At 58.0% G+C, this 20450-nt stretch carries 11 protein-coding genes and 3 tRNA genes; 10 read left to right on the top strand and 4 right to left on the bottom strand.

Annotation, left to right across the window (positions count from 1 at the left end; translation table 11 throughout):
* Positions 1-2: 2 nt before the first annotated feature.
* Both AC6CHO_RS01230 and AC6CHO_RS01225 read left to right on the top strand, forming a co-directional pair.
* A complete protein-coding gene (locus AC6CHO_RS01230) occupies positions 3-3209 on the top strand; it encodes an ATP-dependent helicase (RefSeq protein WP_498213234.1) in 3207 nt (1068 codons plus the stop codon).
* Complete coding sequence (locus tag AC6CHO_RS01225) at positions 3206-6520, top strand: ATP-dependent helicase (protein WP_498213232.1); 3315 nt, start codon at positions 3206-3208, stop codon at positions 6518-6520. Before AC6CHO_RS01230 ends, AC6CHO_RS01225 begins: the two co-directional genes overlap by 4 nt.
* Before the next feature lie 31 nt (positions 6521-6551).
* Here AC6CHO_RS01225 and AC6CHO_RS01220 read toward each other — a convergent pair whose 3' ends face one another.
* The gene (locus tag AC6CHO_RS01220; RefSeq protein WP_498213231.1) at positions 6552-7907 is read right to left on the bottom strand and encodes a phosphotransferase; all 1356 of its coding nucleotides are present in this window, start codon (positions 7905-7907) and stop codon (positions 6552-6554) included.
* A gap of 283 nt (positions 7908-8190) precedes the next feature.
* On the opposite strand from AC6CHO_RS01220, the gene nudC reads away from it, so the two are divergent.
* From nudC to AC6CHO_RS01205, 3 genes are all read left to right on the top strand, one after another.
* Positions 8191-9003: an NAD(+) diphosphatase gene (gene nudC / locus AC6CHO_RS01215; protein ID WP_498213229.1), complete on the top strand. Its 813-nt coding sequence runs from the start codon at positions 8191-8193 to the stop codon at positions 9001-9003.
* The gene (locus AC6CHO_RS01210; protein ID WP_498213228.1) at positions 9000-11123 is read left to right on the top strand and encodes an ATP-dependent DNA helicase UvrD2; all 2124 of its coding nucleotides are present in this window, start codon (positions 9000-9002) and stop codon (positions 11121-11123) included. Before nudC ends, AC6CHO_RS01210 begins: the two co-directional genes overlap by 4 nt.
* Positions 11124-11250: 127 nt before the next feature.
* A complete protein-coding gene (locus AC6CHO_RS01205; RefSeq protein WP_498213227.1) occupies positions 11251-11859 on the top strand; it encodes a M48 family metallopeptidase in 609 nt (202 codons plus the stop codon).
* A gap of 65 nt (positions 11860-11924) precedes the next feature.
* Here AC6CHO_RS01205 and AC6CHO_RS01200 read toward each other — a convergent pair whose 3' ends face one another.
* Positions 11925-13367: a zinc-dependent metalloprotease gene (locus AC6CHO_RS01200; protein WP_498213225.1), complete on the bottom strand. Its 1443-nt coding sequence runs from the start codon at positions 13365-13367 to the stop codon at positions 11925-11927.
* A 181-nt stretch (positions 13368-13548) separates the two neighbouring features.
* Between AC6CHO_RS01200 and AC6CHO_RS01195 the strand changes: the two genes are divergently transcribed.
* The 4 genes from AC6CHO_RS01195 to AC6CHO_RS01180 all read left to right on the top strand — a co-directional run bounded on the left by AC6CHO_RS01195 (position 13549) and on the right by AC6CHO_RS01180 (position 18327).
* Positions 13549-14667: a YlbL family protein gene (locus tag AC6CHO_RS01195; protein WP_498213224.1), complete on the top strand. Its 1119-nt coding sequence runs from the start codon at positions 13549-13551 to the stop codon at positions 14665-14667.
* A 126-nt stretch (positions 14668-14793) separates the two neighbouring features.
* Complete coding sequence (locus AC6CHO_RS01190; protein WP_498213223.1) at positions 14794-17829, top strand: UPF0182 family membrane protein; 3036 nt, start codon at positions 14794-14796, stop codon at positions 17827-17829.
* Between the two features lie 60 nt (positions 17830-17889).
* Positions 17890-17963: transfer RNA gene (locus AC6CHO_RS01185), tRNA-Met, on the top strand.
* Positions 17964-18253: 290 nt separating this feature from the next.
* Positions 18254-18327 (top strand) — tRNA-Met (locus AC6CHO_RS01180).
* Here AC6CHO_RS01180 and AC6CHO_RS01175 read toward each other — a convergent pair.
* Entirely contained in the window at positions 18309-18893 is a 585-nt protein-coding gene (locus tag AC6CHO_RS01175) for an integrase core domain-containing protein (protein WP_498213222.1), read from the bottom strand. The genes AC6CHO_RS01180 and AC6CHO_RS01175 overlap by 19 nt on opposite strands.
* Positions 18894-19474: 581 nt before the next feature.
* Here AC6CHO_RS01175 and AC6CHO_RS01170 point away from each other — a divergent pair.
* Positions 19475-19548, top strand: a tRNA-Met gene (locus AC6CHO_RS01170).
* 121 nt (positions 19549-19669) lie between these two features.
* Here the strand turns inward: AC6CHO_RS01170 and AC6CHO_RS01165 are convergent.
* A complete protein-coding gene (locus AC6CHO_RS01165) occupies positions 19670-20401 on the bottom strand; it encodes a PspA/IM30 family protein (RefSeq protein ID WP_060702023.1) in 732 nt (243 codons plus the stop codon).
* Positions 20402-20450: the final 49 nt, after the last annotated feature.

Raw genomic sequence — 20450 nt, 5'->3', positions numbered from 1 at the left:
CCATGGATGAAACGCGATATGAGGCACGGTCGGATTGGCAGGACATCGTGGATCAGCTTCAGACGATAAATGGGCCGGTGCTTGTTGCCGGTGCGCCAGGAACCGGCAAGACGAATGCCCTCATCAACACGGCCGTCGCGCACCTGGACGCCGGACTGGATCCGCAGTCGCTGTTGATTATTGCCCCCACGCGCTTGACCGCCGCCTCCATTCGCGATGACTTGAGCCGCCGCGCCGAACGAACTTTCACCGAGCCGGTCGTGCGCACCTGGTCCGCCTACGCGTTTGACCTCATCCGCCGAGCTCGCGTAGAAGGGCTCTTGCCGTTCTTGGAACGTCCGCCGCGGCTGCTGTCCGGGCCGGAGCAAGACACGCTCATCGGCAACCTGCTCGAAGGGCACGCCACGGGCCTGACCACTGGTCCGCAGTGGCCCAGCGAACTGGAATTGGCTATAGAAACTCGTGGTTTCCGCAAGGAGATCCGAGAATTCTTTGACCGTGTTTCCGAGCTGGGGCTGGAACCAGCCGATATCGAGCAGCGCGGAGAAGAAGCTGCCAGGCCTGAATGGGTTGCCGCTGCCCATTTCTACCAGGAGTACCGCGACCTGCTGGACCTTGGCAGTGCGGAAGCCTTTGACCCTGCCGGGCTCATTACCCGTGCCGCCGAACTGCTTGAAGAACACCCGGACTTCCTCCACGCCGAACAGGACCGTCTTGCCCTGGTCCTCGTTGATGATCTTCAAGAAGCAACGTTGTCACAACACCGGCTCTTGGCACTCCTGTCCAAAGACAGGCCGTTGGTGGCTTTCGCCGCCCCGGATAGCGTGGTTCAGGGATTCCGAGGCGCCCGTACCGACGAACTGCATCGCTTCGCCCAGAATTACACGAGCACCACCGAAGCCACATTGCTTGAACTGGCCCATGGCTACCGGATGCCGCCACAGATCACCAAAGCGTGGGAACGGATCGTGCAACGAGTTCCTTTGGCCGCGGGACTGCGGGGAAGAACAATTGAACCGCGGCAGGCGGGCAATGACGACGCATGCCACGCACTCGCTTTTGAGAATTCAACGCTAGAAGAACGCTTCATCGCCCAGCGCATCGTCCAGTTGAGCCTCTTTGAAAACCGGAGCCTTTCAGATATAGCCATCGTGGTTCGCAACGGATCGCAGGTTCGTTCCTACAGCCGATTCCTTGAAGGGCAGGGGATCGCCGTGCAAGTGCCACCGGCCGAAATCCCGCTCAAAGACGAGGGAGCCGTTCGCCCGCTGCTGGACCTTCTGGAATTGGCTTTCAACAACTCGGCAGCTGATGACCCGCTGCTGATGCAGAATCTGCTCCTATCCCGCTACGGCATGAGCACAGCACTGGAAATCCGGCGCTTGCGCCAGCTTTTGCGCCAGCATGAGGCGGCCCAAGGCGGCCGCCGCTCCAGCCAGGAACTTCTTGAAACTTGCCTGCGGGAGCCCGAGCTGGCTCAAGACCTTGGCAAGCCGGCCTTTGGGCTGCAACGCCTGCTGAAAATGTATGGCGCCCTGAATGCCGAGCTTGTCAGTGGAACTGCTACCCCCGAGACCGCGCTCTGGGCCATGTGGGAAGCCTCCGGCCGGGCCCAAGCCTGGCGCGAGGAAGCACTAGGCACCGGAACGACTGCGCGCCGGGCCGATCATGACTTGGATGCGGTGCTCTCGCTTTTCCAAGCGGCTGAACGCTTTGTTGACCAGCTGCCAGGTGCCAGCGTGCCCCAATTCATCGAGCACATTCTGAATCAGGACTTGCCGATGGACTCCCTGGCCACCCGTGCCGCCGGCGGGCATATGGTGACCGTGCTGACCACGGCAGCTGCCGCCGGCAAGGAATGGCCCATCGTGTTCATTCCCGGATTGCAAGAGGGATCGTGGCCAAATCTGCGCTTGCGCGGCGAACTGCTGGGCTCCAACGCGCTAGCTGACGTTGTCGAGCACGGCATCGGATTCCTGGCCACGCGAACGCCAACACATCTGGTGCGCCAGATCAGGAACGACGAGCTGCGCAGTTTCAGCAACGCGGTGTCGCGAGCTTCCGAACAGCTGATCTGCACCGCAGTCGATAATGAAGACAGCCAGCCCTCGTCATTCCTGGATCTCGTCGATCCGCCCGGGCCCGAGGGCAGGGAAACTACTGCGGTGCCGCGCATACGCTCCCTGCCAACCCTTGTGGCCCAGCTACGCAATACCGCCGAATCAAGCAAAGCCGCCCAGCTTGGCGCCATCCCGGTTGCCGAGGGATCCGACCCCGTCGAACAGTATCGCGACGCGGTCAATGTCCTGGCCCAGCTGGCCACGTCACAGCAACCGGTGCGCGGTGCCCATCCGGAGCAGTGGTGGGGTTTGCTCCCGTTGTCTTCTAGCGCACCGGTGGTTCCCGAGGATCAGCCACGACGAGTTTCGCCGTCAAAGGTCGAGACGCTGGTCAAGTCTCCGCTGAATTGGTTTGTGCAAAGCGCCGGCGGCACGGCCGCGCATGACTTCGCAGCGTCCTTGGGCACACTGATTCACTCCATAGCAGAAGAGCACCCTGAAGCCAGCGGTTCCGAGTACCAGCGGATCCTGGAGCAGCGCTGGCCGGAACTGGAGAAATTGGATAACTGGGAAGGACAGCGCGACTTCGACCGGGCGACCCTGATGCTCAAGAAGTTCGCCCAATACTGCATCGCCATGAGGCAAGAAGGCCGCGAACTGGTGGCCCGCGAAATGCCCTTCCAAATCGAGGTTCCCACCCCTGATGGAACGCAGGTCCAGCTGCGAGGCATTATTGACCGGGTCGAGGCTGACGCCAATGGCAGGGTCACCGTGGTTGACCTCAAAACAGGTTCCATGGCGCCAAGCAAAAACGACACGCTGGAGCACCCCCAGCTGGGCGTCTACCAAACAGCCATCCAGCTAGGGGCGCTGCAGGAGAACCCGGACACCGCGGGACTTTCCGATCAGCCCGCCGGGGCATCGCTGGTCTACGTTGGCACCAATACCAAAAGCCCCACCATCAGGGAACAACCGTCCCTGGCCGAGGACGACTGGGCGAAAACCCTCATTCTGGAGGCTGCCAGCCTCATGGGGCATAGCGAATTCATTACCCGCCACGTTGCGGGTTCCTCGGGGATTCTGGGCAACTGCACCTTGCCGGAAATCTGCCCACTTTGCGCCGAAGGACGACAGGTCACCGAACCATGAGCAGCATCAAATACAGCCCGCAAGAACTCTCGATAGCCCTGGGCGAGAAGTTCCCGCCCACCGAGCAGCAAGCCGAGATTGTTGCCGCTCCACTAGAGCCGATGCTCGTTATCGCCGGCGCCGGCTCTGGCAAAACCAAAACCATGGCGGACAAAGTCGTCTGGCTGGTAGCCAACCAGCTGGTTCGACCCGAGCAGATCCTCGGCGTGACCTTTACCCGCAAGGCCGCCGGTGAGCTGTCGCTGCGAATCCGGGCCAAGATCGCACAACTGGTGGCCACCGGGCTGCTGAGCGAAGAGGATACCCGCGACTTCCTCGACCCAGCGGTGTCCACCTATCATTCCTATGCCAACACCCTGGTCCAGGACTACGGGCTTCGGCTGGGCCTGGAGGAGGATAGCGTCCTGCTCGGCGCGGCCCAATCGTGGCAGCTGGGGCATTCGGTACTGGAGAAATACACGGGGGACTACCAGCACCTCAACAGCGCGAGCAGCACCCTCATCGATGCCATCGTCTCCTTCAGCTCCGAAGCATCCGAGCACTTGGCCGCTGTCCCCGAAGCGCATCAATGGATCGACGACCTGGTCCTGAAATTGCGGGCACTGCCCATGGATGCGGAGAAGGACAAGGCTCCCACGCAAGCAGCGCTGAAACTCATCGACAAGCTTGCCTCGAGGGCAACCATCGCCGAACTTGCCGAGGAATACGGGCGCGAGAAAAAGCGATTGGGGGTCATGGACTACGGCGACCTCGTCGCCCACGCCGCCAGGATCGCACAGGAAGTCCCCGCGGCCGCGCTCGCCGAACGCGCCAGCCACCAGGTGGTCTTGCTCGACGAATTCCAAGACACCTCCCATGCCCAGATGGAGTTGTTCTCCCAGCTCTATGGCCAAGGCCATCCGGTGACCGCGGTCGGCGATCCGAACCAATCGATCTACGGGTTCCGCGGGGCCAGCGCAGGCCAGCTGTTCAGGTTCCCGGAAACCTTCCCCATCGTCCGCGGCGAACAGCGCGAGATCGCCCACGTTAAGCACCTGACGATAGCCTGGCGCAATACCGTGAACGTGCTCGCCGCTGCCAACCAGATCACCGCCGGGGGAGTAGCCCATTCAGGGCCGGTCACCGTTAAGCCATTGGAACCCTCCGCCTTCGCACAGCCGGGGCGCGTGGTGCTCAACCGCTGTGCAACGGTTCGCCAGGAAGCCGAGGCCATCGCGGACTTGATTGCCGCCGAGCAGCAGAACGATCCGCAGACCGCGAAAACCAGTGCCGTGCTCTCGCGCAACCGCAGCCAGTTGAGCATCATGGGCGAGGTTCTTTCCGAGCGCGGCATGCGCTACCAGCTGGTGGGCCTGTCCGGGTTGCTGAGCACTGCGGAGGTGGCCGATCTTGTTGCTTGCCTGCATGTGCTGGTGGATCCACTGCGGTCAGACAAGCTGATGCGCCTGCTCTCCGGGGCACGATGGCGCATCGGCACCGCCGATCTCGCGGCATTCGCCGACTGGTCCCGCCAGCTCGAACGGCGTCGCTCCCATGGGCTGAATTCCAAGGCCGCCGCGGCCGATGGCGGCCTTGACGCTGAAGCCGTTGAGTCGGCCCGAGCAGAACTCAATGACGCGGCCAGCCTTATTGAAGCCCTGGATTTCTTGCCATCCGAGGGCTGGAGCAGCTCCGATGGCCGAAGCCTGAGTGCAGAAGGCCGGCGCCGGCTCGCAGCTCTCAAAGACGAGCTGACCAGCCTGAGGCTCATGGCCAATGATGATCTGGAAACGTTGATCCGCGAAGTTGAACGGGCCATGAATCTCGATATCGAGGTTGCTGTTCGACCCTGGGTGGACCGCGATGCCTCGCGAGCCAATCTTGATGCCTTTGCCGATGTTGCCCGCGAGTATTGCCGCAACGCTCCGCGCGTTGAGCTGGCCGGCTTCCTGATGTGGCTGGAGCAAGCGGCTGAAAAGGAAAAGGGCTTGCCGCTTCCCAGCGAGGATGCTGATCCAGAAGCCGTTCAGCTGATGACGGTCCACGCTTCAAAGGGCCTGGAGTGGGACACCGTCGCCGTCATGTCATTAAACGACGGGGTATTCCCCGGCTCGCAGTCCGACCGATGGACCAGCGGCGACAAGGCCCTGCCTTGGCCTTTGCGCGGTGACGCCAAAGATCTGCCACAGTGGGACACCGACCAGCCAGCGCTCAAGGAGCTATTGGAAGCTGAATCCCTGTTCAAGGATCACGTCGAGGACCACCACATTGCCGAGGAACGCCGATTGGCGTACGTTGCGGTCACGCGTGCCAAATCGCTGCTCATTTGCAGCAGCAGCATCTGGACCGCTACGCGAAGCAAACCCACCGAAGCTTCCGAGTTCTTCTCCGCGCTGCTGCCGCTGGCCCAGGGCCCTGGAGCAAAAGCTGAAATTGGGTTCTGGGTAGAGGACGACCAGGCGCCAGAGCAGAACCCCAACAGGCTGACTCCGCTGGAGGCCTTGTGGCCCTACGACCCGCTTGTGGGCCCTCGGATTACCGGAGCAATCAAAAACAAGGAACTTGCGTATTCGCGACGCGCAGTGATCCAGGAAATCGCCGACGATGTGCTCAGCGCTGACCCTGGCAGCCAGCCGATAACCCCCGAAGGCCAGCAATGGGCGGAAGAAGCGCACAAACTTCTCGCTCAGCGTGCCTTCCTCGGCAATCGCGAACGAGCCGTTGAAGCACCAGAACATGTGCGTGCTTCGCTGTTTGTCGAATTGGCTGAGGACCCGGTGTCGGTATTGGAGAATCTTCGCCGTCCCGTGCCAAGGCGGCCTGGACTTGCTGCGCGACGCGGCACGGCCTTCCACGCGTGGATTGAGGAATTCTACGAAAAGACCTCGATGCTGGATCTCGGCGATCTCGTCGAGCCTGCCGACAGCTATCTTGATGAAGCCTTGGACCTGGAATCAATGAAGGAAGCATTCCTGGCCAGCGAATGGGCCCAGCTGCAGCCAGCCTATGTGGAAGTTCCGTTGGAAACCCGCGTCGGCCCGGTGGCAGTGCGAGGCAGGATCGATGCAGTCTTCCAGATGGACGATGGCACATGGCTGCTGCTTGACTGGAAGACGGGACGAGTCCCTCATGGCAAGGACTTGAAGAGCAAGCTTGTCCAGCTTGCGGTGTACCGGTTGGGATGGTCCCGGCTGCACTCAATTGCGCTGGAAGACATCAAGGCAGCTTTCTATTATGTTGCTGCCGGCGTGACGGTTCGTGCGGAGCACTTGTCGAATGAAACCGAGCTGGAGCAGATGATATCGAGCGCCTTTGAACAGCTGGATAGCTGAGGCTGCTGGCGCCGCAAAGGAACCCGGAGGGCTACTTTGCGGCGCCGTCCTGGTCTTCCTTGCGTTTCGCTGTGTCGGCTTCAGACTTCGATGCACTCGGCTCTTGTTGAGGTTTGTGTGAGGGCGGCTTTTGGCCGGACTCGATATTCGACTCGACTTTGGGCTTGTTGTCTTCTGCGCCCTTGCCTGCGTGCGGAGCCGGCGAAGGCTCCACGTCATCGTCCGAGCCCTTGCCTGGCGCTTCAGGTTCCGCAGCCACGGCAGTTGGCGAGTTGCCTGAATCCGTTGCCTGGTCCGACAAGGCAGTGACCTTTGCCGTATTAATCCGGGGTGCGGTCGAGCCCGACGATGGAAGCGGGGCGGGCTTCTGCGCTACGGGAGTTTCCTTGTCCGCGTCGGATGGCTTGGGCCCTGGTGCGCTGCTTTGCGGAGCCAGGGGACGTGGCGCCTCGACTACTGACAGAGGCTGCCCGCCGAACTCGGCAATATTGTGGTCAAGCTCTTGGAGCATCTCATCAGCTTCGGCGATGCGCTGTGGATCCTTGGAATCAAGCGATTTGACGAGCCACTGCGCCAGGGCGAATTCTGCGGCCAGCGCGGCACGGCGCATGATGTGTGGATCGGCGGCCTTGCCGCGGGCTTCAACATACGATTCAAAAACGCGGTCCGTGAACTTCTGGTCTTCGATAGACGAGAGCCAGGCAAAATCATCTGCCGGGTCGCCAACATGCAAGTCGGTCCATCCCTTAACGGCAGTAATGCTTGAGTGAGAAATTTGCAGCTGCTCTTCATCGAAGTCGCCGTGCACTACGGATGCGTTAAACCGCCACAGCGCAACATCTTCCATGGCGTGCTCCCAGCGGCGCAACAGCCTGCTGGGCACCTTGCCGGTAGCCGCCGCGGTATCGAGTTCATTGAGCCTGCGCTGGCGTACTTCATCTGCGGTGTAGGTCGGCAGGCCGGCCACTTCCACAGCTTCATCTGGGATCTGGTGAATGGCCGCCATGCACTGGCCCAGCGCCTTGGCCAAGCTGCTGCCCTCGTCAACCAGCTCATCCAAGGCAGGAACGTGTCCTGGCATGTCCTTGTACACGAAGGTACGCAATGAGCCTTGGCGGACAGTTCCCGCTACCGAAGGAAGAGCAAACGGCAGCGAGGCCCGCACTTTGGCCGAGAAGGCGCGGAGGGCGGAAAGCTCCGCTTCCAATCGCATGCTTGCTTCATCGTGCCGCGGCGAGCGAACACGCCACCGGTGCTTGAGGGCGTCGACAATTAGTGCTGAATCAAAATCTTCTGCGTCGTCTGACAATGCCGCAAAACCCACCGGAGCTAATCCGGGTACGGCGGCGGTGGCAATTGCGGCGAGTTCCATGGCAGAGCGTTTCACAAGTTCCACCGTATGCGAGATCGTGACCTTAGAGGCTGAATGACGCACAGAATATGGTGGGATTCACCGGCAATGTTCAGGCTTGACGTGAAAATTCGCCGAACGTGGCTATCCACACCCGGTTTGGAACAGAAGAGCGATGGGGCAAGTGCACTAAGTTAGAAGTATGGCTTTGGCAGAGAACTATCAAACTCCAATCACGGGACTACCTTTTGCGCAGTCGCTTATTTCGCGTCCGCTGACTGAACGGCCGAACCCAGAGTTGCTTGGCGAGAAACTTTCCATGAATTCCACCAAGGTCATGCTGATTTCCGATCTTGGCGCTGCCGCCTGTGGCACGGAACTGTACTTTGTGGACGGGCCCAGTTACGTGGCCCATGATTCTGATCGCCTGGTTTATCTCGGCGCATCCGGCTCGAGCGATTACGTTTTGGCCATTGTCGACGCAGAGAACTATTCGAATGCGGATATTGAGCGCTGGATTTCTCTGCGGGAAGCTTTCACGTTCCTCTCCGAAGTCCAAGCCGAGCTGTTGGTTGAAGCACAGGCAATCTCCAACTGGATCCGCTCTGAACGATTCTGCCCGCAGTGTGGTTCGGAGGTCCGGTCCTCAACCTTTGGGTGGGGACAGCGCTGCGTTTTGAATGATCATGAGCTATTTCCCCGTACCGATCCTGCGATTATTGCATCGGTGATTGACCGCCACGACCGCATATTGCTGGGCGCCAACGCCACTTTTAGAACGCATATGTATTCGGTGCTCGCCGGCTTCGTCGAAGCGGGGGAGTCGCTGGAATCAGCGGTTCGGCGAGAAATCTTTGAAGAATCTGGTGTCCATGTAGGCGACGTGGCCTACCGCGGCTCGCAGCCGTGGCCATTGCCGCGTTCCCTGATGCTCGGGTTTGCTGCTGAAGCCATCAGCGAAGAATTGATTCCTGATGGGGCCGAGATCAAGGATCTGCGCTGGTTCAGCCGAGAGGATCTGCGTCTTGCCCTGGAATCAGGAACAATAGACATACCGCGTGGCGTTTCAATAGCACATGCGTTGATCCGTAGTTGGTACGGAGAACCCCTTCCGGAGGCCCTAGACAAGTGACAGAACACGATGCTCCACCAGTACAGGATTTGCTGGCGGGACTGGACGCTGAACAACGGCAAGCAGCTGAAACGCTCAGCGGTCCATTGTGTATTCTGGCCGGCGCAGGCACAGGTAAAACCAGGGCCATTACCCATCGTATTGCGCACGGGGTGCACACGGGAATTTATAATCCCTCGAGTGTTCTTGCATTGACCTTCACCACCCGTGCTGCCGCAGAAATGCGGACCCGTTTACGCCAGCTCGGTGCGCCGGGTGTTCAGACCAGAACCTTCCACGCGGCCGCGCTGCGCCAGCTGCAGTACTTTTGGCCGCAGGCCATTGGCAGTACTTTGCCAAATCTGGTTGAGCATAAGGCCCCGTTGATTGCAGAGGCTGCCCGTCGACTGCGTATTTCCAGCGACCGCGCCATGGTGCGTGATCTCGCGGCAGAAATTGAATGGGCCAAGGTGTCGATGCACACCCCGGAAAGCTATGCGAAAATCGCCCCAACTCGTGAGATGCCCAATGGCCTGGAGCCGGTAAGCATGGCGAGGATTTTCCAAACCTACGAAGAACTCAAAGATGACCGAGGGGTTATCGATTTCGAAGACGTGCTCCTGCTGACCATTGCCATTCTCGAAGACAACGAGAAGGTAGCTGCACATGTCCGCCAGCAATATCGTCACTTCGTTGTGGACGAATACCAGGATGTTTCTCCATTGCAGCAACGGCTGCTCGATCTGTGGTTGGGGCAACGAAATGAATTGTGCGTTGTTGGTGATGCTTCGCAGACGATTTACTCGTTCACCGGTGCGCGCCCTGACTTCCTGTTGAACTTTGGTACGCGTTTTCCGGAAGCCAAGGTGGTCAAGCTCGTCCGGGACTACCGCTCCACCCCCGAAGTAGTGAACCTGGCCAACAAGGTGCTGTCGACTCGGCGGATTGAGTCCTCCGTTCCGGATCGAAACGTCACTTGGCCTGAGCCCCTGGAATTGATTGCACAACGCGACCATGGTCCAAACCCGGATTTCTTTGAAGCCAGGGACGATGAGAACGAGGCAGAGGAAGTCGCCCAGCGCATCAAGAAGCTGCGGGGAGAGGGGCAAGACATCTCTGAGATTGCCATTCTCTACCGCACAAACGGGCAGTCGCAGGCTTTCGAGCAGGCGCTCGCCGCACATTCGATTCCTTATGTCATGCGCGGTGCAGAGCGGTTCTTCTCTCGCCGAGAAGTCAAAGAAGGCATGCTGGCCCTGCGGGCAGCATTGAGCGTTGCTGCCGAAACCTCGGTGCCGCAATTAGTTCGAGACGTGCTTTCCTCGCATGGCTATTCGGTGAATGCTCCCAGCGGAGGTACCGGCGCCGTCCGGCAACGGTGGGAATCATTGTCCGCTCTGGTGCGCCTGGCTGATGAAGTCGTTGCACTCAAAATTGAGCAGGGCACTGAAGCGACCTTGCACGACGTGGTTAAGGAACTTGAAGATCGCGCAGCGATCCAGCATGCGCCCACGCTGGATGGCGTCACTTTGGCGTCATTCCACGCAGCCAAGGGCCTGGAATGGGATGCTGTGTTCCTCGTTGGACTCAGTGAGGGACTGGTGCCCATTTCCTATGCCAAGGACCAGGCTGGTTTTGACGAAGAACGCCGCCTGCTCTATGTGGGCATTACCCGTGCTCGGAAGCATCTATTCCTGTCTTGGTCGCTAGCGCGCACTCCGGGCGGAAGGGCGCATCGCTACCCCTCTCGCTTCCTGGATGGGATCAAGTCAGTTCGCCAGGCTAGCAGCCGACAGCAAACTACCTATAAGAAACGTGAATACAAGCTAATTCCGGCCGTCTGTTCCAACTGCGGTTCGTTCTTGACCAGTGCAAAAGAACGCAAGCTGAAGCGCTGCGCGTCCTGCCCAGCCGCCTATGATGAGGCCTTGTTCGATAACTTGCGCACCTGGCGATCCGAAGTAGCCCGCTCAAATTCGGTCCCGGCTTTCGTGATTTTCACTGATGCCACTCTGATGTCCATTGCTGAACATCAACCTGGCTCCATCCAGGGGCTATCGAAAATTCCGGGAGTCGGGCGCAGCAAGCTCGAACGCTATGGGGAAGCTGTACTAGCTGTTCTTGAATCCTACCGGGGATAGAAGTTGTTCACATGCCGCGTCGAGGTGGGCTGCTTGCCGACACCTCGGCCTTAGCGTGGGGCTAGTTGCTCAAGCGCCAGCAAGCAGCATGAATCCGACTGACTACGTGTGTGAGGAGCACAGCTCGATGCCTGTTTCACCGAGTATTTTTGAATTCGTTGCCCCTGACGATATTCCGGTGCGGGTCGTGCGTTCCACCAAGCGCCGAAAGACCATCTCTTCGCAGTGGCGCGACGAAACCTTGATTATCCAGGTTCCAGCCACGCTTGATGAGAAAACTGAGCGTTCGTTCGTTGATGAGATGCTCAAAAAATTCCGGCAGAGTCGACAACGACGAAATGCTGGGCATACCGACACCGAGCTAGGACGCAGAGCCCACGAACTGGACCAGCACTTCTTTGACGGCTCGGCTTCGCCAACAACGGTGCGATGGGTTACCAACCAAAATAAGCGGTGGGGATCAGCTTCCTACCAGCAGAGAAGCATTAGGCTCTCGTCAAAGCTCCAGCAAATGCCCTCATGGGTCCGCGACTATGTCCTGGTTCATGAATTGGCCCATCTGGTAGCGCCACGTTCGGGGCATGGGCCTGAATTTCAGAAATTGCTCAACAGATTTCCGCGGCGTTCGGAAGCGGATTTGTATCTTGAGGCTTTCCACGCTGGCTACAACTCTCATGCCAAGGAGCTAGGCGGGCCAATAGACGAGCTCGATGGTTTTGGCGAAGACGCCGAATAGTGGCAATTGAAACAGCGGTGGGGAGGAACGCAACTGCGTTCCTCCCCACCGCTTGGATCTGGTGATTATTTCTCTGGGTCTTCAGATGAATTCGGATCCGTCGGCTTTTCCGGGTCCGCGCCTTCATTCTCGGGATCAACATTGTCGAACCCACCGGACAGCAATTTTCCCAAGGCAACATCAAAGTCGTCGAATTCGGTATCCGCCAACTCGCGACGCTGAGTGAAAGTCGTCGGATCTTTGAGATCTTCATGCGTTGGCATGAGATCCGGGTGATCCCAGACGGCGTCGCGTCCATCGATGCCGCGCTCGTCGTTAAGGTGTTGCCACAGGGCTGCTGCTTCACGCAGCTTTCGAGGGCGTAGCTCCAAGCCGACTAGCGAGGCAAAAGCTGACTCTGCGGGCCCGCCCGATGCTCTGCGCCGACGCATGGTCTCCCGCAGGTGCTCGGCAAACGGAAGATTCGCCGCTGCCAGGGACACTACGTGGTCGACCCAGCCTTCAATGAGAGCAAGGGTTAGCTCAAGGTTCTCGAGCGCCTTATCTTGTTCCGGCGTGCGCTGCGGGGCGAATAGTCCTTCACCCAGCATGGACTGCAGGGCTTCAGGATTTGAAGGGTCGATGTCGCGAACGGCTTCTTCAATTCGAGACATGTCGATGTGAATGCCGCGAGCATAGGATTCAACAGCGCCGATAAGCTTTGAACTCAGCCACGGAACACGATTGAACAGTCGTGCATGTGCATTCTCTCGAAGGATGACGTAGAGCAGCACTTCCTGCTCTGGGATTTCCAGGCCCTCTCCAAACTTCGCCACGTTGGTGGCGATGATTCCGGGGGTGCTGCCGGCCAACGGAAGGCCAATGTCGGTGCCACCAAGAACATCCGTTGCCAATCCGCCAAGGGCGGTGCCCAGTTGCATGCCGAACATGCTGGCACCCAGATTGCGGAACATGCCATCGGAATTGCCAAGCATTCCCTTCATCTCTTCAGGGATTTGTTCTTTCATGGCGGCGGTGATCGCTGTTGCCACTGATTCGGCAACTGGCTCGGTGACCTGTTTCCAGGTTACCAAGGTCTTGTCGTACCAGCGCTTGCGCGTCCACGCTTCGGTCACCAAGCCATTGGATTCGAAAGACGTTGAGTTATTCAGCCAAAGGTCGGCCAGGTTCGAAGCGTCGTTGATTGCGCTCTGACGTGATTCTGACACGGCTGGATCGTCGCTGGCGTACGCCTGAAGCGCGGTATCGGAGGCAAGCTTCCAGTTCACCGGACCCGATGAAGCATTGTTGCTCATCATGGCCGACATCATTGCTTGTGCCTGCTGCATCATCTTTTGCATCGCTTCGGGGTCACCCTGGGCGCCTAGCGCATCGCGAAGTTGCGGAGGAAGATTGTTGGGATCAAATCCGCCACCGAAGAGCTGACCAAACATGGCAGAAAAAGGATCCTGCTGATTGTTATCGTCGTCGTCGCCGTTGGGGCGGTTATTCGGGGGGTTCTGTGCCATGCCTTTAAAACTACCGTGCCTTGCAATTAGTTCCCATGAATCTGGGCGACAGTTCGCTTTCGGCACACTGAATACGCCTTCTTGCTGATGCCTTTAGAGCTCAAGCTTCAGTAGGCTAAGAGTGGTGAAGTTCGCAAGGACGGATCCGCATCTTTTTTGATAGTTGGCGGGAGCAAGAGCAGTGCACGAACGGGAACCACAGGACTCGATGAAAGTGGTCGGCGAATTTGGCCGAGCACCCCAAGGTTCCAAAGCCATTAAACGAACCAGTGCTGGCGTTCTTGCACTGCTGCTCATTGGCATCATGCTGTTCCTGCCGACAAACTTCATGATTCGTTCTCCCGGCCCAGTCTTCAACACCCTGGGCAAAGACGAGGACAACGGGAAAGACGTCATTTCGATTGAGGGGGACAAGACCTATCCCTCGCAGAGCGAATTAGACCTCTTGACCATTTATGTCCAAGGGGGAGGGCAGAACCGGGTCACGATTCCGGTAGTCCTGGAAGCATTGCTCAATCCTGCCAAAGACGTTGTGCCCGAAGAGACGATCATTTCTCGCAACACGTCGACGCAGCAACAAAATGAGCAGAACGATCAGATGATGACCTCATCCCAGGATCTGGCAATTGCCGCGGCACTTACAGAACTCGGCTATGACTTCAAAACTTGGCTTACCGTCGCAGACTTTTCGTCTGATGCCAACAGCAAGTCGTTGGAAAAGGGCGATCGCCTTTTGAAATACAACGGAAAAGAAATCGTCTCTCTGGACGAGCTGAAGAAGTCGCTCAATGCCAATGGGGAGAAGCCAGCAGAACTCACCGTTGGCCGCAAGGACAAGCAAGGCAACTACAAGGATGTCGTTGTTCCAGTGACAACCGGCGAAGCCGACGGCGAACGCCAGCTGGGCATCTACCTGAGTACCGAACACAAGTTTCCCATTGACGTTCAGTTTGGGCTGCAGAATGTGGGTGGGCCTAGCGCGGGAATGATGTTTGCCTTGGGCATTATTGATCGGCTGACCGAAGGCTCGTTGGCGGGAAATCACCATGTGGCAGGCACGGGGGAGATCTCGGCTGAAGGGAATGTTGGTCCGATTGGCGGCATAGCCCAGAAAATGGTTGCTGCGAAAAATGCTGGCGCGACCATTTTCCTGGCACCTGCGGATAACTGCAACGAGGTCGTGGGAAGAGTCCCCGAAGGGTTGAACGTCCTGAAGATATCAACGTTGTCACAAGCACGGACAGCGTTGACAAAAATCGCGGACGGAGAAAGCCCAGCGAACTTCGCGTCATGTGAATAGATTTAGCCCAGCGTCGGGGGAAGAATGTGACGCAACAATCAAAGCTTGTACTCGCTCGTCTAAGAATTAGGTACACGAGTTCCACCGTTGGCAACAACGGAGAGAACCCAAGGTAAGGAATAGATAGTGTCATACGGATCGGATAGTCCGTTCGGAGGCCCGCCAAGGCCTCGTGAACCGCAGAGGCCTGCCAGCCCATCTGGCAAGAAAGTGTCGCCACTGACATTGACCATCTTTGCGGTGGTTATTTTGGTCGCGGTCTTCGTTTTCTTGTCTAACTTTTATGCAGATATCCTCTGGTTTAACCAGTTGGGATTCTCGCAGGTCTACTGGACTGAGCGCGTTGCCAAATTAATCATCTTCGCCATTGCCTTGGTGTTGATGGCTGTGCCTATGTGGTTCTCGATGCGCAGCGCCTACAAGCACCGGCCGGTATACGCGCCGAATGCGAATCAGCAAGATTCCATGTCCCGCTACCAATCTCAGTTGGAGCCTATTCGCCGTTTCCTCATGGTGGGCATTCCGCTGGTTGTCGGAATCTTTGCCGCCGTGGCAGTTGCCGGCCAGTGGAAGACCGTCCTGCTGTTCTTCAACCAGACGCCCTTCGGGAACAACGACCCGCAGTTCAACTTGGACTTGAGCTTCTTCATATTCTCGTTGCCGTTTATCGCGCTCATTATCGGGTTCCTCGTTTCAGTGGTGCTCTTGAGCGGCGTTGCCGGGTTGCTGACCCATTACCTCTACGGCGGCATTCGTGTCGAGGAACGTGGCGGCATCACCGTGGGCAAGGCAGCCCGGGTTCATACCGCTATCGTCGTTGCTGTCTTCCTGATTTTGCAGGCAGCCAATTTCTGGATCGGCCAATATGAGACGCTGACCGACCAGTCTGGACGTGTTGCCGGCGCCCTTTACAAGGATGTCCACGCAGTCATCCCTGCCCGGATGATTCTGGCCATTATCGCCATCCTGATCGCAATCACCTTTGCCATTGCCGCGTTCAATGGGCGCTGGAGGATTCCCCTAATCGGTACGGCGATGCTGGTCGTCACGATGATCGTGGTCAGCGGCGTCTACCCATTCCTGGTCCAGCAGTACCAGGTAGTGCCTTCGCAGCGAGAACTTGAACGAGACTATATCGATCGAAACATCGAAATGACTCGCCTGGCCTATGGCCTGGATGATGTTGAAGTCACCGACTACGACGCCAAGATCTCCACCGAGAAAAATGCCCTGGCCGAGGAAACCGCAACCACTGCCAATATTCGCTTGCTGGACCCGAACTTGGTCTCCACCGCCTTCGCGCAGCTTCAGCAGTTCCGCGGGTATTACACGTTCCCCAAGAACTTGAACGTCGACCGCTACAAAATCGACGGCAAGGTAGAGGACACCGTGATCGCGGCACGTGAAGTGAACGTCGACCCGTCCGATACCTGGGTCAACCAGCACATCAACTACACGCACGGTTATGGACTTGTCGCTGCCTACGGCAATCGAGTTGCCGCTGGCGGCCGACCTGATTTCATGCTGGGCGGTATTCCTACCTCAGGTGACTTGATCACCGACAAGGACTACGAGCCACGCATTTACTTCGGCGAGAACTCACCGGAGTACTCTGTTGTCGGTGGACCGGATGAAGGCTGGACGGACCAGGAGCTTGACCGTCCCGGCACCGGTGGCGAGAACCAGGACACGCGCTACACCTTTACCGGTGAGGGCGGACCCAACGTTGGCAACATGTTCAACCGCTTGGTCTACGCCTTGAAGTTCGCTTCAACTGACCTTCTGCTCTCCCAGCAGGTCAATTCCGAATCGCAGATTCTCTACGACCGTGACCCACGGGACCGCGTTAGTAAGGTAGCTCCATACCTGACTCTGGACTCCAGCGCATACCCAGCGATCGTTGATGGCCGTGTGCAATGGATCGTCGATGGCTACACTACCTCCAACGACTTCCCGTATTCGCAGCAAAAGCAGTTGGACTCGGCCGTTACCGACTCTCTGACTAATGCCCAGGACCTGTCCATGACCGGTCGGGTCAACTACTTGAGGAACTCGGTCAAGGCGACAGTTGACGCCTATGACGGATCGGTGAAGTTGTACGCCTGGGACACCGAGGATCCGATTCTGAAGTCGTGGCAGAAGGTCTTCCCGACCTCGTACAAGCCTTTGAAGGATATGTCCGCTGATCTGATTGAGCACGTCCGCTACCCAGAGGATTTGTTCAAGGTGCAGCGCGAAGTGCTTACGACGTACCACGTGGATAACCCGGATGCTTTCTACGAGTCGAATGACGCCTGGGCCGTCCCTGACGACCCGACCTCGTCGACCGCCGGAGTTAAGCAGCCACCATATTTCATGTCGCTCAAGATGCCGACCCAGGACGAAGCCAGCTTCTCCCTGACCTCGACATTCATTCCAGCAGCAGCTTCCAACGGGCAACAGCGCAACGTCTTGTTCGGTTTCCTATCGGCATCAGCTGACGCTGGTTCACAAGCCGGCGTGAAGTCCGAAGACTACGGCAAGCTCAGGCTGCTGGAACTGCCACGAGACACGGCTGTTCCAGGTCCGGGCCAGGCCCAGCAGAACTTCGACACCAATACTCGTGTCACGCAGGAGCTGAACCTGCTGCGCCAGGGCGCCTCCGAGGTCAAGAACGGCAACTTGCTGTCCTTGCCTGTTGGCGGCGGTATCCTTTACGTCCAGCCTGTCTATGTCCAGTCCTCTGGCCAGACCAGCTACCCGACCCTGCGCAAGGTTCTGGTGTCCTTCGGTGACCAGGTTGGCTTCGCCGATACATTGGCTGAAGCACTGGACGAAGTATTTGGCGGCAACTCGGGTGCTGTAACCGGTGAAACAGAAGGTGTTTCACCGGGCGACAGCCCAGAGGGGGAAAAGGCGCCAAGCCAGTCCAATGAGCAGAAGCTGTCCACTGCCCTTTCTGATGCTAACGCGGCCATCAAGAAGGGCCAGGAAGCGCTGGCCAAGGGTGACTTCGCAGCTTACGGCGAGGCTCAGAAGCAGCTGCAGAATGCCTTGGACCGTGCTGTGGAAGCCGATGCGGCGATCAACGGGACCGAAGTTGATGGGGAAGTGAAGCTGGACGATAGCGGCTCCTCTGAGACTCCACAGCCTTCGGCACCGAGCGAAGGCTCCGAGGGGTAATAGGGAACGGGGCTCCCGATTTGCTTTCGCTCCGCGATGATGCAAGAATTGTCTAGTCATCGCGGGGTGGAGCAGTTCGGTAGCTCGCCGGGCTCATAACCCGGAGGTCAGAGGTTCAAATCCTCTCCCCGCCACGAAAGTCGAAAATGGAGATCCGCGAGGGTCTCCATTTTTGTATATCTGGACCAAATTGCGGCCTCGGTCGGGAATTGATTTGTGGTCGATTGCCACCCGGTAATTGATGGTTTTAATCTGCTTGGGGTTGTCGAGATTTATTTTGTCGCGAGGGGCGATGATTTCCTGAGTCGGTTTCGGATCTGGGGTGGCGAGTTCCTTCGAGCCAGGGCCGAATGCGGCCTGCGATCAAGGTCACTTGGCTCGATTGGCTATTGAGTTCATCAGTTGGTAATGTTGTATTTACCGACGCGGGGTGGAGCAGTTCGGTAGCTCGCCGGGCTCATAACCCGGAGGTCAGAGGTTCAAATCCTCTCCCCGCCACAAAAGTGAAGGGTCAAAACATCATCTACAGATGAGTTGCGACATGCTTTACAAATAACTATCAGATTCCCCCGGCCATCGGCCGGGGGATTTCTGTTTGTCGGGCCAATAGAATTTGCGGGATCGATAACGTGGCTGCTGAGCACTTCTGAGGTTTCTGCGTCCACAACCGTCACTTCTTCGGTGTCGATGAGCATCACGACTTTCTTTCTCCTGTGTATTTTCCGCACCCCTAGGCGACGCAGTTTCCCGTCGTGCCTCAAGGTTACTTTTCCGCCGCTGTCGACCCGGTGATGCCCGATGCGGAACTCGCGGTCACGAGAGATGTTCCTGGCGCTTGGACGGCCTGTGAGCGTTCGGTTGTACCACTGATGCGGTGTTTCCCGGTTCAGTGCGCGGTGTGGACGTTCAGTGTTGTAAACCTGCTGGAATTCATCCAGAATCCTTTGCAGCTCAGCGATCGATTCGGCTCGTGGGCGTGCGTTGACCCAGAGGTGCTCCGTGTGGTGTAAACCAGTCCGTTGCCTCTCAGGGGGCTTCGTGGTGGGCCGTAGTGGTTGATGCACCAGGTGAAACTGTCGATGACGATTTGGTCAGTGATCTCTTCGTGCACGGAGCAGCGCAGTAGGTATCGCGAGCTGTCATCGAGTCAGCCAGTGCTGAGAGTGCGGCGTAGCTCGAGGATGCGGACTTTAAACATTGGAGTGCGGCGCAGGTTGGTGTGCGGTTTTTTGCTGGCCGGTGCCAGTGCGCTGTCGACGCCGCCGTGGGCGCAGGGCAGTTGGTAGTAGCGTTGTCGAGGGATTATGTGGCGGCGGGAGATGCCGAGTGGAGCTCAAGCCGGCGTCGCTGATCTTGTGGTAGATGACGTGGTTTCTGGACACGTCATGGTGCCAACGATGTCTCGGCCCAGGTGTCTAGGATGTCGTGGAACTCCACGCTTCACCCGCCACGAAAGTGGAACTGGAGGCCAAAAGGGTCTCCAGGCTATTCTTCTGAACACGGCCGGATGCGAAATGCCCATGATGGAGCAATGCCCCAACAGCAACCAGAATGCCCGGAGTGTCTCTAAATCGAGGGCGTGACAAAGGACACTGCCTCTCAATTGGCCAAGTCATTCACCGATTGGTAATGTTGTATTTACCGACGCGGGGTGGAGCAGTTCGGTAGCTCGCCGGGCTCATAACCCGGAGGTCAGAGGTTCAAATCCTCTCCCCGCCACGAAAGTGGAAACGGAGATCCGAAAGGGTCTCCGTTCTTGTTTAACGAGTTAAACAACGGTGGTGCGCCGATGCTTAGCATCAGCACACCACCGCAATCCACAAGATCCTAGCAAAGAGGCTCAGCCTTCAAGAGCACCTGTCTGCTTGGACTTCAGTGCCGCCAGACGAGCTTCAACTTCGGTCTGCTCGCCCAGGTCTTCCAACGATTCAAATTGCGCGTCCAGGCTCGACGATGCCAGTTCAGCAGCTCCACGAACGCGTGCTTCTTCGCGACGTACCTTTTCTTCGAAGCGTCCGATTTCGCTGGAAGGATCCATGATGTTCACGGACTTAATAGCCTCGTGGACCTGGTTCTGGGCGTGAGCTGCCTTAGCACGTGCCACCAGCTCATCGCGCTTGCCAGCAAGTTCAGTGCGCTTTTCCTTCATCTGGTTCAGGCCGGTCTTGAGCTTCTCGACGATTTCGCGCTGGGAGCTTATGGTTGGCTCTGCAGACTTCATCTCCGATTCAGCTTGCATCTGGCGCTGGATGGCAACCTTCGCCAAGTTATCAAACTTGGCAGCATCATCCGATTTGCCCGAAGCGCGGAACTCGTCTGCCTTGTTCGACGCGGCTAGAGCCTTGTTGCTCCACTCGGCAACTGCTTCTTCGTCTTCGCGGTAATCGTCCTCCAACATGCGCAGATTGCCGATGGTCTGGGCAATGGCCTGTTCGGCTTCGGCAATGTTGTCGTTGTAGTCGCGAACCATCTGATCCATCATTTTCTGTGGATCTTCCGCCGAGTCCAACAAGGCATTGATGTTGGCTTTGGCCAGCTGTGAGATGCGCCCGAAGATTGATTGTTTGGTCATGATGGGACCTTCCTTATTGAGTAAGTAATCGTTGATGCTGCATGAACTG

The organism is Glutamicibacter sp. GQ173 (genome assembly GCF_059759215.1).
This window is presented reverse-complemented; position numbering and strand designations above follow the sequence as displayed.

What these genes read in the sequence shown, in the direction of transcription:
- AC6CHO_RS01200 (WP_498213225.1), bottom strand. Translation starts at nt 13,367, where the DNA reads ATGGCACAGAACCCCCCGAATAACCGCCCCAACGGCGACGACGACGAT.
- nudC (WP_498213229.1), top strand. Translation starts at nt 8,191, where the DNA reads ATGAATTCCACCAAGGTCATGCTGATTTCCGATCTTGGCGCTGCCGCC.
- AC6CHO_RS01225 (WP_498213232.1), top strand. Translation starts at nt 3,206, where the DNA reads ATGAGCAGCATCAAATACAGCCCGCAAGAACTCTCGATAGCCCTGGGC.
- AC6CHO_RS01205 (WP_498213227.1), top strand. Translation starts at nt 11,251, where the DNA reads ATGCCTGTTTCACCGAGTATTTTTGAATTCGTTGCCCCTGACGATATT.
- AC6CHO_RS01165 (WP_060702023.1), bottom strand. Translation starts at nt 20,401, where the DNA reads ATGACCAAACAATCAATCTTCGGGCGCATCTCACAGCTGGCCAAAGCC.
- AC6CHO_RS01230 (WP_498213234.1), top strand. Translation starts at nt 3, where the DNA reads ATGGATGAAACGCGATATGAGGCACGGTCGGATTGGCAGGACATCGTG.